This is a genomic window from Hymenobacter sp. DG01 (assembly GCF_006352025.1).
In the GTDB taxonomy this organism is placed as follows: domain Bacteria; phylum Bacteroidota; class Bacteroidia; order Cytophagales; family Hymenobacteraceae; genus Hymenobacter.
In genome coordinates, this window is sequence record NZ_CP040936.1 from 3,734,301 (window position 1) to 3,746,519 (window position 12,219).

Genomic DNA, 12,219 nt, shown 5'->3' on the forward strand with positions numbered 1-12,219 from the left:
CCCGGGCCGCTTCAGGACTGTACGGCCCGCAGCACGTCGGCAAACACGCCGGAGGCCGTTACCTCGGCTCCCGCACCGGCTCCTTTAATAACGAGCGGCTGCTCCGTGTAGCGGTTGGTATAGAACAGCACGGCGTTGTCTTTGCCTTGCAGGGAGTATAGGTCGTGGGAGGGGGGTAGGGCCTGCAGGCCCACCCGGGCCCGGCCATCGGTGAGGCTGGCCACAAACCGCAGCTTCTCGCCTCGGGCCGCCGCGGCATCGTACAGGGCCCGAAAATGGGGCTCGTGCAGGGCCAGCTGCTCATAGAAAGCAGGCACGTCGCCTTCCAGGCAGGCAGCAGGTAAGAAGGGCTGGTTGTTTACCTCACTCATTTCCAGTGGATAGCCGGCTTCGCGGGCCAGAATCAGAATCTTGCGGGCCACGTCCACGCCGGTCAGGTCGAGGCGGGGGTCGGGCTCGGTGTAGCCTTCGGCCTGGGCCTGGCGCACTACCTCCGCAAACGGCCGCGACCCATCGTAGTTATTGAACACAAAGTTCAGGGTGCCCGACAGCACGGCTTCCAGGCGCTGTACCTCGTCGCCGCTGCGCAGCAGGTCGCCCAGGGTCCCGATGACGGGCAGGCCCGCGCCCACGTTGGTTTCAAACAGAAAGTGCGTATTGAACTCCTGGGCCAGTGCCTTAAGGCGGGCGTAGTTTTCGTATTCCGATGAGGCCGCCACCTTGTTGCAGGCCACTACGGCTACGCTGCGGGCCAGCAGCCCGGCATATACCTGGGCCACGTCGGCACTGGCCGTCACGTCCACGAACACGGTATTGCGTAGGTTCAGGGCCAGAAGCTGCTCCGTCAGGACCGGCAGGTTAAGAGGTTGCCCGGCGGCCAGGGCCGGTTGCCAGCTCGTGAGGTCCAGGCCTTCCTCATCGAGCACAAACTGCCGGCTGTTGGCCAGGCCCACCACCCGCAGGTTCAGGCGCAGCTTTTCGCGCAGCCAGGGCTGCTGCCGGGCCAGCTGCTCCAGCAGCTTGCCGCCTACGTTGCCCGTGCCCGCAATAACCACGTTCACCTGCCGGGTGGTGGCCTCAAAGAAGGTTTCGTGGAGCACGTTGATGGCCTTGCGCACGTCGTGCTGCCGGATAACCGTGGAAATGTTTTTCTCCGAGGAGCCCTGGGCAATGGCCCGAATGTTGACCCCATTCTGCCCCAGCGCCCCGAACAGGCGGCCACTGATGCCGGGGTGGTTTTTCATTTGCTCGCCTACCAGGGCCACGATGGCCAGCTCATCTTCGCAATAGAGCGGGTCCAGGCGGCCTACCCCTATTTCCGGGGCAAACTCCGCGTCGGCGGCCTGTCGGGCTCGGGGGGCGTCGGCGGCGCGTACGGCCACGGAAATGGAGTGCTCCGAGGAGCTTTGGGTAATGAGAATCACGTTGATCTGCTCCTGAGCCAGGGCCGCGAACAGCCGCCGCGAGAAGCCCGGAATGCCTACCATGCCGCTGCCCTCCAACCGCAGCAAGGCCACCGGCCCGATGCTGGAAAGGCCCCGCACGATGGCCGGACTGGCCGGCGCGGCTACCTCCACCAGCGTCCCGGCGTCTTCGGGGGCAAACGTATTCTTGATCCAGAGCGGAATACCCCGCTGCATAACCGGTTGAATGGTGGGCGGATACAGCACCTTGGCCCCAAAGTGCGACAGTTCCATGGCCTCCTGGTAACTGATGCGCGGAATGGGGCGCGCGGCGCGCACCAGGCGCGGGTCGGCCGTCATCATCCCACTTACATCCGTCCAAATTTCCAGCCGACTGGCCCCCAGCGCCCCGGCAAAAATGGCGGCCGTGTAGTCGGAGCCCCCGCGGCCCAGGGTAGTGGTGCTGCCATCTGGGGCCGCGGCCACGAAGCCCGGCGCTACGTACAGCGTCCCCTCGGCCCCGCTTACGGCAGCTTGTATCTGGGCGTTGGTGGTGGCAAAGTCCACGGTGGCGTGCCCGTAGTGCGCATCAGTCCGGATCAGCTGGCGGCTGTCGAGCCACTGGTGGGCCGTGCCCCGGGCCGCTAGGCCGGCCGCTACCACCCCCGAGGATAGTAGCTCCCCGTAGCTCACCAGCCGGTCGAGGGTGCGCGCCGACAGCTCTCCCAGGGCGAATACGCCTTGGCAAAGGCTTTCCAGCTCATTGCAGTAGGTTTTCACGAAGCTCAGCACGCCGCTCTGCCCGGCAAGGGGTAGCAACTCCCGCACTACCGCCAGGTGGCGCTGCTCCAGCTCCTGCAGCTGCTCCCGGTAGCCAGCATCGGCGGCCGCGGCGAGGCGGCCGGCCCTGATCAGCGCATCTGTTACCCCACCCAGCGCCGATACGATTACCACGGTGGGCTGCTGCCGGGCGGCGGCCTCGGCCAGCTCCAATACGCGGCTGATGTTGGGGGCCGAGGCCACGGAGGAGCCTCCAAATTTCAATACCTGCATAGTATGTCGTTGGGTCAGAAGGAACAAGAAAAGGCCCGCGTCGGTCCGGTAGCTCTGGGAGCTGACCGGCGAGGCGGGCTGCATGGAAAGAAGAGAGTAAGGAGTTCCGCAGCCCGCTTAGCGGGTTGTTGTCACGGTAGTTCCTGCTGAGGTGGCCAGGCCGGCCATCAGGGAGCGGGGTGAAACAGAAAGGGCTCGGAAGGAGGCCATACGTGCGGATTGCTGGCCCCAAAGTAGGAATTTTTTGCTACGGCCAATCGTTTAAGCCAGAATAATTTACCATTCCGACGGCAAGGTGCGGTTCCGGTCGAAACAAGACGCAGGCTGCTTTCTGCGCTACTGCTGCGGGCGTATATATGGTCAGCTTCGTTTCCGTACCTTTGCACTCCCCATACATTTTCTGAAGGCAAGATGCTAGATAAACTGGAGGCCATTCAACGGCGCTTTGAGGACGTGAGCGAACAGCTTACCCAACCCGAAGCCATGAGCGACATGAAACGCTTCAAGGCCCTCAACAAAGAATATAAGGACCTCGGCAAGATCGTAACCGAGTATAAGGCCTACCAGAACGTGCTGGCCAACATCGACAGCGCCAAGGAAGTTATTGCCACGGAAAAGGACGAAGAGTTTCGTCAGATGGCCAAGGACGAGCTGGAAGCCCTCTACCCCGAGCAGGAGCGCCTGGAAGCCGTTATCAAGGAGCTGCTGATTCCCAAGGACCCCAATGATAGCAAGGATGTTATCATGGAAATCCGGGCCGGCGCCGGCGGCGACGAGGCGGCTATTTTTGCCGGCGACCTGCAGCGTATGTACATGCGCTACGCCGAAAAGCAAGGCCTGCGCATGGACCTGATTGACGCCACTGAGGGCACTTCGGGCGGCTACAAGGAAATTATCCTGGCCGTGAAGGGCGAGGACGTGTACGGCAAGCTCAAGTTTGAATCGGGGGTGCACCGCGTGCAGCGTGTGCCGGCCACTGAAACCCAAGGCCGCATCCACACCTCCGTGGCCTCCATTGTGGTGATGCCCGAGGCCGAGGAACTAGACGTGGAAATCGATATGAACGAGGTGCGCAAGGACCTGTTCATGTCCAGCGGGCCCGGCGGTCAGTCGGTAAACACCACCTACTCGGCCGTGCGCCTGACCCACATTCCCACCGGCATCGTGGCCCAGTGCCAGGATCAGAAGTCTCAGCTCAAGAACTTCGATAAGGCCTTGCAGGTACTCCGCTCCCGTCTCTACGAAATCGAGCTGGCCAAGAAAAACGAAGCCGAAGGCGCTGCCCGCAAGAGCATGATTGGCGGCGGCGACCGGTCCGATAAGATCCGGACCTACAACTACCCCCAGGGCCGCGTAACCGACCACCGCATCGGCTACACCGTGTACAACCTGAGCGCCGTGATGGATGGCAACATCGACGACTTCGTGGAGCAGCTCCGCATTGCCGAAAGTGCTGAGCGCCTGAAGGAAGGCGTAGCGTAATAAGCGGCTTTTATCAAGCGTTTGTCATGCCGAGGCGCAGCCGAAGCATCTCGCAGGCTGATGTTGCACTAGTAACTACAACGGCAGCACGCGAGATGCTTTGGCTGCGCCTCGGCATGACCACCTGGTTTATCCATCCTATCTATGCGCTTTCTACTCCCGTTGCTTCTGCTGCTTTCAGCCGCTATGGTATTGCTACCCGGCTGCGAACCAAAAGAAGATATTGTCACGAATGATGGCAGCGCCCGGCTGGAGTTTTCGCTGGATACCGTGAAGTTCGATACGGTATTCGTGACGGTAGGCACGGTAAGCAAGCGCCTGTGGGTGTACAACCGCAACCCGCGGGCCGTGCGCGTATCGGAAATCAGCGTGCAGAATCAGCCGGGCATTACCTACAGCCTGCTGGTAAACGGCGACGCCGGCAACACGGCCCGCGACGTGGAAATCAGGGGGAAGGACAGCCTGCTGGTGCTGGTACGCGCTACCATCGACCCTACCCCCAACGACCTGAAGCCCTTCCGGCTGATTGACGACCTGCACTTCCGCACCAACGGCAACGAGCAGCAGGTCAAGATTCTGAGCTACGGGCAGAACGCCTACTTCCACACCCGGGACGAAATCACCCGGAACACGTTGTGGAAGGCCGATAAGCCCCACGTCATCTTCGATTACGCTCTGGTGGACTCGGCCGTAACCCTGACTATTGAGCCCGGTGCCCGAATTTATGCCCACGCCGGGGCCGCGCTGCTGGTGGGAGGGCAGCTGTTGATTAACCCTACCTACCAGCCTACCGGCGAGCTGAAGCCGGACAACCGCAACTTCGTGCGCTTCCAGGGCGACCGGCGCGAGGAGCAGTACGCCAACACCCCGGGCCAGTGGGCGGGCGTCTGGTTTCTCTCCAGCAGCCGCAACAACGTGGTGCGCTTCGCCGAAATCAAGAACAGCGCCTTTGGGCTGCTGGTAATTAATCCGCGCAATCTGCGGCCTTTCCCCAGCGTCACGGTCGAAAACGCAACCATCCAGAATATCTCCAGCGCCAAGCAGGCCTTCACTAACTCGGGCCTGACCATTGGGCTGGAAGGCGCCGCCATCCTGGGCCTCTCCGGCGATTTTGCGGTGCGCAACACGCTCATCACCAACTGCGAACAGTACGCCGTGTTCGGTGTGCAGGGAGGCAATTACCAGTTTGAGTATTGCACCATTGCCAACTACACTATTCAGGCGAACCGCCAAACCCCTACGTTTCTGCTGGCCGATGCCATTGAAGTAAACGGCAAGGCCCGCCCGGCCATTGCCCCGCGCCTGACCATGCGCAACTCCATATTGTGGGGCAATGGCCGGGAAGGGGAAGAGCTGGCTTTTGTGAATGGGGAGCAGTATGCCAGCAATATCAGCATCAGCACCAGTGTATTGCGTACCAAAAAATACGACAACACCGGGCCTCTGGGGCAGGCCCGGAACGGCAACATCCTCAACCCCCTGGAAGGTCAGACCTACCTGTTCCGGAGTACGCCCTACCGCCCCCGCGGCAAAGCCTTCGACTATCAGCTTGATACTCTCTCGCCCGCCAGCAACAAGGCCGTAGCCCTGCCGGGCCTCACGACTGATCTGCTCAACCACCCGCGCCTCAGTCCGCCCGATATTGGGGCCTTTGAGCGTAAAAACCCATAGTAAGCAGCCCCGCGTATGCAGTTTATTCAGAAGCGTTTGCGCCTGCCGGCCGTCAGCCGGGGCTTTCATCTGATTACCGATTTGCTGGTGGCCGAGTTGCCCGAGCTAGAGCAGCTGCAGGTAGGTACGGCTCATTTCTTTATTCAGCACACCTCGGCCAGCCTCAGCATCAACGAAAACGCTGACCCCACCGTGCGCCACGACTTCGAGCAGTTTTTCAACCGTACGGTGCCTGAAAACGCGCCCTACTTCCGCCACACCCTGGAAGGCCCCGACGATATGCCCGCCCACCTTAAGGCCAGTCTGCTGGGCCACGCCGTGAGCGTGCCCATCAGCAACGGCGCGCTGGCCCTCGGCACCTGGCAGGGCATTTACCTGGGCGAGCACCGTAACCACGGCGGCCGCCGCTGGGTGGTAGCTACCCTAATGGGCCGCTAGCCCGCGGGCGCGGCAACTGCCATAAATCGAAGAGAATAGGGCTCCGTAACCGTACCGGCAGACAATAGTTTGCGTATAGGGCAGAAAGCCTCCTGATTATGCTTGCCGCCCCGCTTATAGCCGCCGCTAAAGTTGTTTCCGCTACCTCTGTGTATGTGGTACTGCTGGCTGCTGGCTCCGTGGAGGCGAGCGGTAGTGAGGAGCCGCCTCGCAAGGTGGCCGCGCAGCAGCGGCCGCGGGCGGTTCGGACGGCCGCGCCCGTGCCTGCTCCGGTAGCCCGCCTGACCATCGATTCCCTGGCTGGTCAGCCATTTGGGGAAGAGCCCACGGTGCGGGAACTACTGCGGGCCGGCGGCCGGGTAGCGGCCCGCCGCCCGTTTAAGAATCTGTACGAGGCCGGGCAGATTGACACCATTCTGCTGGTGCGGCATTCGGGCAACGTGTTCGAGTTCTACCGGACCCCGGACAAAGACCTGCTCCGTAACGCCACCATTACCAACTTCCAGCCTGCCTACGGCCGTCGCCTGCGCACCCGCCTGGAGCCAGCCTGCCGCGCCGCCGCTACTGCCACCGATAGGGTCCGGATTGGCGATACGGAGCGAACCAACTACGTTTCGGTGATATACCAGGGCGGGCGGCTGCGCGCCGTGCGCGTGGAGCCTTACCTGGAATAGCGCGTGTAACTGTACTGTTATGGCAGCACCGCGTTCAAAACAGTGCTCCCCTAACATGTACAGCGTATCGCCAAACAAGCGGTTCAGAATGACCAACTCCAGCCAGGAACTCCGGATAAGCTTTTCCCGAAGCAAAAAGCAGAGCGAGGCTGCTACCATGTAGGCAGCGCAATGAAAATCAGTCCACTGGCTTACAAAGCTCAGGCTTTACAACACCCGTGCCCGAACCGCGTACCGCACCGAATCGAATAACACCAGTTTCTGCACACCGCTCACTTGGTAGCTGCTGATTTGCCCATTCTGGCAGCGTAGCGTTAAGGTTTTGGCCGAATACACCAGCGGGTTGTCCTGAGCTACGGTGGCGGTTACCGACTGCACCACCCCGCCCTGGCTTAGCACCGTGAGCTGCTCCACCGGGTGCTCGGTGCCTGGCAGCCGCCGGTAGCGACGTTGGACCAGCCCGCCGGGGGTAGTAGCGGAATCAGTCTGATACAGGCCGCGCAGAGCTGGCTTATTGATGTCGGCCTGCTGAAAAATCTGCAGCTCCTTGGTCCAGTCGGTTTGGGCAACGCGGGTGGTTTCCTGATGACCGTCGCGGAGGACTACCTGCTTTTCTATGGCGGGCTTCTGCTGGTTCAGCAAAGCTTCCTGCTTTTCCAGGAAGCTCAGTAAGTTGAAATACTCTGGTTTTCGGTTGGCGGGATTGGGGCGCACGGTAGCATCCTCGCCGGGCTCACAGGCCGAGAGGATGGCTACCGTGCCCGCCAGCCAGAAGAAGCTACGCATTCGGCGTGGTTTCGGGGCGCAGCAGGCTCTGGCCGCCCATTACCTCCGGCTGGGGCAGGCCCATCAGCTGCAGCACGGTTGGGGCAATGTCGCCCAGCTTGCCATCGGCCAGCGTCCCGCGGAAGTCGTTGGAGGCCAGAATGCAGGGCACCAGGTTGGTGGTATGCGCCGTGTTGGGTGTGCCGTCGGGGTTAATCATCATGTCGGCGTTGCCGTGGTCGGCAATGATGATGCAGGCATAGTCCGAGGCCAGAGCGGCTTCCACTACACCCCGGGCGCACTCGTCCACGGCCTCGGCTGCTTTCACGGCGGCAGCAAACACGCCGGTATGGCCCACCATGTCGGTGTTGGCAAAGTTGAGCACCACAAAATCAGCCGATTTGGCCTGTAGTTCCGGTACCAAGGCGTCGCGTAGCTCATAGGCGCTCATCTCGGGCTGCAAATCGTAGGTAGCCACTTTGGGTGAGGCCCGCATGATGCGCTTTTCCCCTTCAAACTCTACCTCGCGGCCCCCCGAAAAGAAGAAGGTAACGTGCGGGTACTTCTCCGTCTCGGCAATCCGGATCTGAGTTTTATGGTTGGCGGCCAGCACTTCGCCCAGGGTTTCTTCCAGGTTATCCTTCTCGAAGATGGGCGTGACGCCGGTAAATGTGGCGTCGTAGTTGGTCATGGTGAGGTAGTGCAGGCTCAGCCGGCGCATCTCGAAAGCGTGGAAATCCTGCTGGGTCAGGGCCTGCGTAATTTCCCGGCCCCGGTCGGTGCGGAAGTTAAAGCACAGCACCACGTCGCCCTCCTTGATAGTGGCCAGCGGCTGCCCATCGGCACCCACTTTCACAATGGGCTTCAGGAACTCGTCGGTTACCCCCTCTTTGTAGGAGTCCTGCATGCTCTGGATCAGGTTCTGGGAGGGGGTGCCCTTGCCGTTCACCAGCAGGTCGTAGGCTACTTTCACCCGTTCCCAGCGGTTGTCGCGGTCCATGGCGTAGTAGCGGCCCACAATGGAGGCGATTTTGCCGCTGGCCCCGCGCTGCAGGTGCTGCTCCAGGTCGTTCACATAGCTAACGCCACCCTTGGGGTCGGTGTCGCGGCCATCCGTGAAGGCATGGATGAATACGTTGTGAATGTCAGCGTCGTGCGCCAGCGTGCACAAGGCTTTCAGGTGCTCCAGGTGGGAGTGGACCCCGCCATCGGAGAGCAGGCCCATCAGGTGCACCGGTTTGTTGTTGAGGCGGGCATACTCGAAGGCCTTCACCAGGGCGGGCATGTTGCCCAGCTTCCGCTCCCGGATGGCCTTGTTGATGCGCACCAGGTCCTGATAGACTACCCGGCCGGCCCCGATGTTCATGTGGCCTACCTCGGAGTTTCCCATCTGCCCGTCGGGCAACCCCACGGCCTCCCCGGAGGCCTGCAGGCGACTGTGCGGAAAGCGCTGAAACAGTGAATCGACGAAGGGCGTACGCGCCTGATCAATAGCCGATACTTCCTTATTCTGCGCCAGGCCCCAGCCGTCCAGAATCACCAACAATACCTGTTTGTTCATGGTCGCAAAGATAGGCCAGAAGGGCCAAAACGCCCGCATTTTCCCTAACTTGGCAGTCTCGCCTCCCGGGTAAGCAGTCAAATACCGGCCTGGGTAGGGTTGGCATAGTTTTCGCACGCAGCATGACGTACTCTATACACTAACATGAAACGCAACTTTTTTCTGGCCTTCGCCCTGGTGTGGGGCCTGTTGCTATCGGTGGGAGCCCTGGCGCAGAATGAGTCATTTGGCCCTGTGCGCAACGCCATTCGCAGTTCCTCCTCGCGCGACCTGGCCCAGTTCTTTGCCCCTACCGTGGAGCTGAGCTTTGATGGAGACAAGCAAAGCTACAGCGCCACCCAGGCAGAGTTTGTGATGAAGGACTTCTTCGCCAAGCACTCGCCGGCTTCTTTTGACTTTATTCACTACGGCGGCAGCAACGAGGGTACGCCCTATGCCGTGGGCAAGTACACGGGCAAAGACGGCGCCTACCGCATGTTCGTGAAAATGAAAGCGGCGGGGGGCAGCCTTAAAATTGCCACCATCGACTTCACCAAAGAGAACTAGCTTCTCACCTTTTAGTCTCTCCCAGCGCCGCGAAGCTTCTTCGCGGCGCTTTTTTTTGCTCCGTCTCACTCGATCTGGCCTGGCGTGCGGAGCCCGGCTAAAGAGTTTTACGACTAACACCCGTTCCGTTCGCGCCGCCAGAAACGCCTGTCCCTACCCCCATTGCTACCCCAAACGTAAGCCCGTACCAACCAGCCAGGCGGGCTTCGCGCGCCAGGCCAGGGCAAGCAGGGCGGGCCCCCAAACGATAAGTGGGTAAGTAGGGGCATTTTTGACTATTTTTGCTCCGTGCAAACGCCCCCCTACCTCACCCCGGAAGCCCTATCCTCGTTTATCCGCACGGCGCTGGCCGAAGACGTCGGCGACGGCGACCATTCGGCTCTGTCGGCTATTCCGGCCGAGGCCCGCAACCGTGCCCACTTGCTTATCAAGGATGAGGGCGTACTGGCTGGCGTTGAGCTGGCTCAGCACATCTTCCGGGCGGTAGATGCCGACCTGAGGGTAGAGGTACGGTTGCAGGATGGCGCCCGCGTAAAACACGGCGACGTTGCCCTGATTGTGGAGGGCCGCGCCCAGAGCATACTGACCGCTGAGCGGCTGGTGCTCAACTGCATGCAGCGCATGAGCGGTATTGCTACCCGCACGGCTCACCTGACCAGTCTGCTGGCCGGCACCCGCGCCCGCCTGCTCGATACCCGCAAGACTACCCCCAACTTCCGGCTGTGCGAAAAGTGGGCGGTACTGATTGGGGGCGGAGTCAACCACCGCTACGGCCTGTTCGACATGATTATCCTCAAGGACAACCATGTGGATTATGCCGGCGGCGTGCGCGAAGCCATTGAAGCCTCCCGGGCCTATTTGGCCCGCACCGGCCGTCAACTGCCTATCGAAATAGAAACCCGCAGTCTGGCCGAAGTACAGCAGGCACTGGAGGCCGGCGGCATCGACCGGATCATGCTCGATAACATGGCGCCCGCTCAGCTACGTGAGGCAGTGGCTCTGGTAGCCGGCCGCTACCCCCTGGAAGCCAGCGGCGGCATCACCGAGGAAACCATTGCCGAGGTAGCCGCCACCGGCGTTGACTACATCTCGGTTGGGGCCCTGACCCACTCCATCCGCAGCCTCGATATGAGCCTGAAAGCGTTTTAATGAGTTGTCAGTTGCGGGTTGCCAGTTGTCAGTACTGTTTCAATGGCAACCGGCAATCGGCAACTGACAACCGACAACTCAACTACCAATGCAACTTCCTAATCAACGCGGCGGCTACCGGCAGCAACAGCAGCAGCAAGGCGCCTCGCCGCTGGCTATCCGCACCAAAAAGCACCAGCTCGATACCGATACCTACACTAAGCTGGCCATGGGCCGGGTGTGGCGCAAGGAGTGGTGGTACGCCCTCATTCCGTTTGCGCTTGGCTTGCTGCCGGCCCTGATATGGCCCTCGTGGTGGTGGCTGGCCGCGGCCCTGCTGCTCACGCTGCTCTACGTGCTGTTTCGCTCGGCCCAGGTAACCGGGGTTACCCAGGTAGAGCAAACCAGACCCCTGTTTGAGAAACTGGGCTACGAGTTTGATAACAAGCAGATTGTGCTGCGCCGCAACGAGAAGGAAGGTATGCGCCTGACCTGGGATATGATCGGCGACGTAAAGCGGGAGGCCGATGGCTACCTGCTTTCCCTGCGGGCCCCGGAGCTGCCGCAGGAGCTGAAAGGCTGGCGCTTGTGGATGGCTAAAAACTTCGATACTCCCATTTTTCTGCAGGTACCGGACCGCATCTTTAACTCGCCCAACGACCAGAAGCTGTTTGATGCCATGCTGCGTCGTAAGAACCTGCTGCCCGGTGGCGGGCCAGCCGCCGCCTAACGCCCGCGGTCAACTTAGCGCGCCGTTTTTTCGTCATTACTTCTTACCGATTTCTTTTTCCCTTCTCATGAGCAAGCAACTCGTACTTTCCGCTCTGGCCTTGGCTACGCTGACCCTGAACGCATGCAGCAGCGAACCGTCAGATTGGCGCCCCGACAAAAAAGTGTCGGTAGATATGGTAGAGCCGGGCAGCCGCTCCTCCGACAACTTCGATCAGAACACTTCGGCCGCCGCCGACCAGTCGAAGGGCGGCGCTATTGAGCGCCCCGTTAGCTCGGAGGTAACCCTGGACGAAACCAACCAGCGTGACCGGGTAAATGCCGAGCAGGTTCGGACTGCTGATGCTAAGGATGCATCCCACACCAGCAACTCCACCGCCATCGAGAGCGACAAAAAAGCCAACAGCGACCAGAAGGCCGAAACGGCTGAGCCCGCCCCGAAGCAATAGCCTGACGCGCATGAAATCTTTCTGGAAATCAGGGGTAGCGGCCGCGCTGCTGTTGAGCGGTCTAGCCTTGGGCAGCTGCCAGTCGAAACCCGCGGAGCAGGGTGCGGCCGGTGCCGCTGCCACTACGGCCCCCGCCGACAGCACGGCTGCACCGGTTGCTACGGCGGCTTACATTTGCCCTATGGGCTGCGAGGGTAGCGCCAGCGACAAACCCGGCAAATGCCCGGTGTGCGAGATGGATCTGGAGGCCAATCCGGCCGCAAAGCCAGCCCAAGCACTTTGATTTAAGTAACCGGGAGGCCATATTTGCAGCCATGTTG

12 protein-coding genes are annotated in these 12,219 nt (G+C 61.1%); 9 read left to right on the forward strand and 3 right to left on the reverse strand.

The genetic code is table 11. The features are described from left to right. Positions 1–11: 11 nt before the first annotated feature. Positions 12–2,540, reverse strand: a complete 2,529-nt coding sequence (gene thrA / locus FGZ14_RS15805) for a bifunctional aspartate kinase/homoserine dehydrogenase I (RefSeq protein ID WP_257883249.1) — start codon at positions 2,538–2,540, stop codon at positions 12–14. A gap of 327 nt (positions 2,541–2,867) precedes the next feature. On the opposite strand from thrA, the gene prfA reads away from it, so the two are divergent. The 4 genes from prfA to FGZ14_RS15825 all read left to right on the forward strand — a co-directional run bounded on the left by prfA (position 2,868) and on the right by FGZ14_RS15825 (position 6,721). Continuing rightward, the gene (gene prfA, locus FGZ14_RS15810; protein WP_139925173.1) at positions 2,868–3,938 is read left to right on the forward strand and encodes a peptide chain release factor 1; all 1,071 of its coding nucleotides are present in this window, start codon (positions 2,868–2,870) and stop codon (positions 3,936–3,938) included. A gap of 144 nt (positions 3,939–4,082) precedes the next feature. Then, the gene (locus tag FGZ14_RS15815) at positions 4,083–5,609 is read left to right on the forward strand and encodes a hypothetical protein (protein ID WP_139925174.1); all 1,527 of its coding nucleotides are present in this window, start codon (positions 4,083–4,085) and stop codon (positions 5,607–5,609) included. A 15-nt stretch (positions 5,610–5,624) separates the two neighbouring features. Next, entirely contained in the window at positions 5,625–6,047 is a 423-nt protein-coding gene (locus FGZ14_RS15820; RefSeq protein ID WP_139925175.1) for a secondary thiamine-phosphate synthase enzyme YjbQ, read from the forward strand. A 98-nt stretch (positions 6,048–6,145) separates the two neighbouring features. Next, positions 6,146–6,721, forward strand: a complete 576-nt coding sequence (locus tag FGZ14_RS15825) for a hypothetical protein (RefSeq protein ID WP_139925176.1) — start codon at positions 6,146–6,148, stop codon at positions 6,719–6,721. 207 nt (positions 6,722–6,928) lie between these two features. On the opposite strand, the gene FGZ14_RS15830 is transcribed toward FGZ14_RS15825, so the two are convergent. Next, positions 6,929–7,507 carry a hypothetical protein gene (locus FGZ14_RS15830; RefSeq protein WP_139925177.1) on the reverse strand — a complete coding sequence of 193 codons (579 nt, stop codon included), beginning with the start codon at positions 7,505–7,507 and terminating at the stop codon, positions 6,929–6,931. Next, a complete protein-coding gene (gpmI, locus tag FGZ14_RS15835; protein WP_139925178.1) occupies positions 7,500–9,047 on the reverse strand; it encodes a 2,3-bisphosphoglycerate-independent phosphoglycerate mutase in 1,548 nt (515 codons plus the stop codon). Before gpmI ends, FGZ14_RS15830 begins: the two co-directional genes overlap by 8 nt. A gap of 144 nt (positions 9,048–9,191) precedes the next feature. Between gpmI and FGZ14_RS15840 the strand changes: the two genes are divergently transcribed. The 5 genes from FGZ14_RS15840 (at position 9,192) to FGZ14_RS15860 (ending at position 12,182) form a co-directional block, all read left to right on the forward strand. Beyond that, a complete protein-coding gene (locus FGZ14_RS15840) occupies positions 9,192–9,593 on the forward strand; it encodes a DUF4783 domain-containing protein (protein ID WP_139925179.1) in 402 nt (133 codons plus the stop codon). Positions 9,594–9,881: 288 nt separating this feature from the next. Beyond that, complete coding sequence (nadC, locus tag FGZ14_RS15845) at positions 9,882–10,742, forward strand: carboxylating nicotinate-nucleotide diphosphorylase (protein WP_139925180.1); 861 nt, start codon at positions 9,882–9,884, stop codon at positions 10,740–10,742. An 88-nt stretch (positions 10,743–10,830) separates the two neighbouring features. Next, positions 10,831–11,451, forward strand: coding sequence for a hypothetical protein (locus FGZ14_RS15850; RefSeq protein ID WP_139925181.1), 621 nt, complete (start codon positions 10,831–10,833; stop codon positions 11,449–11,451). A 67-nt stretch (positions 11,452–11,518) separates the two neighbouring features. After that, positions 11,519–11,899 carry a hypothetical protein gene (locus tag FGZ14_RS15855; RefSeq protein ID WP_139925182.1) on the forward strand — a complete coding sequence of 127 codons (381 nt, stop codon included), beginning with the start codon at positions 11,519–11,521 and terminating at the stop codon, positions 11,897–11,899. Between the two features lie 10 nt (positions 11,900–11,909). Then, entirely contained in the window at positions 11,910–12,182 is a 273-nt protein-coding gene (locus FGZ14_RS15860) for a heavy metal-binding domain-containing protein (RefSeq protein ID WP_139925183.1), read from the forward strand. Positions 12,183–12,219 lie beyond the last annotated feature (37 nt).

Excerpts from the sequence above, each read along its gene's own strand:
- thrA (WP_257883249.1), bottom strand. The coding sequence starts at position 2,540 with ATGCAGCCCGCCTCGCCGGTCAGCTCCCAGAGCTACCGGACCGACGCG.
- FGZ14_RS15860 (WP_139925183.1), top strand. The coding sequence starts at position 11,910 with ATGAAATCTTTCTGGAAATCAGGGGTAGCGGCCGCGCTGCTGTTGAGC.
- FGZ14_RS15820 (WP_139925175.1), top strand. The coding sequence starts at position 5,625 with ATGCAGTTTATTCAGAAGCGTTTGCGCCTGCCGGCCGTCAGCCGGGGC.
- FGZ14_RS15850 (WP_139925181.1), top strand. The coding sequence starts at position 10,831 with ATGCAACTTCCTAATCAACGCGGCGGCTACCGGCAGCAACAGCAGCAG.
- FGZ14_RS15825 (WP_139925176.1), top strand. The coding sequence starts at position 6,146 with ATGCTTGCCGCCCCGCTTATAGCCGCCGCTAAAGTTGTTTCCGCTACC.
- FGZ14_RS15855 (WP_139925182.1), top strand. The coding sequence starts at position 11,519 with ATGAGCAAGCAACTCGTACTTTCCGCTCTGGCCTTGGCTACGCTGACC.
- gpmI (WP_139925178.1), bottom strand. The coding sequence starts at position 9,047 with ATGAACAAACAGGTATTGTTGGTGATTCTGGACGGCTGGGGCCTGGCG.
- FGZ14_RS15840 (WP_139925179.1), top strand. The coding sequence starts at position 9,192 with ATGAAACGCAACTTTTTTCTGGCCTTCGCCCTGGTGTGGGGCCTGTTG.
- FGZ14_RS15815 (WP_139925174.1), top strand. The coding sequence starts at position 4,083 with ATGCGCTTTCTACTCCCGTTGCTTCTGCTGCTTTCAGCCGCTATGGTA.
- prfA (WP_139925173.1), top strand. The coding sequence starts at position 2,868 with ATGCTAGATAAACTGGAGGCCATTCAACGGCGCTTTGAGGACGTGAGC.
- FGZ14_RS15830 (WP_139925177.1), bottom strand. The coding sequence starts at position 7,507 with ATGCGTAGCTTCTTCTGGCTGGCGGGCACGGTAGCCATCCTCTCGGCC.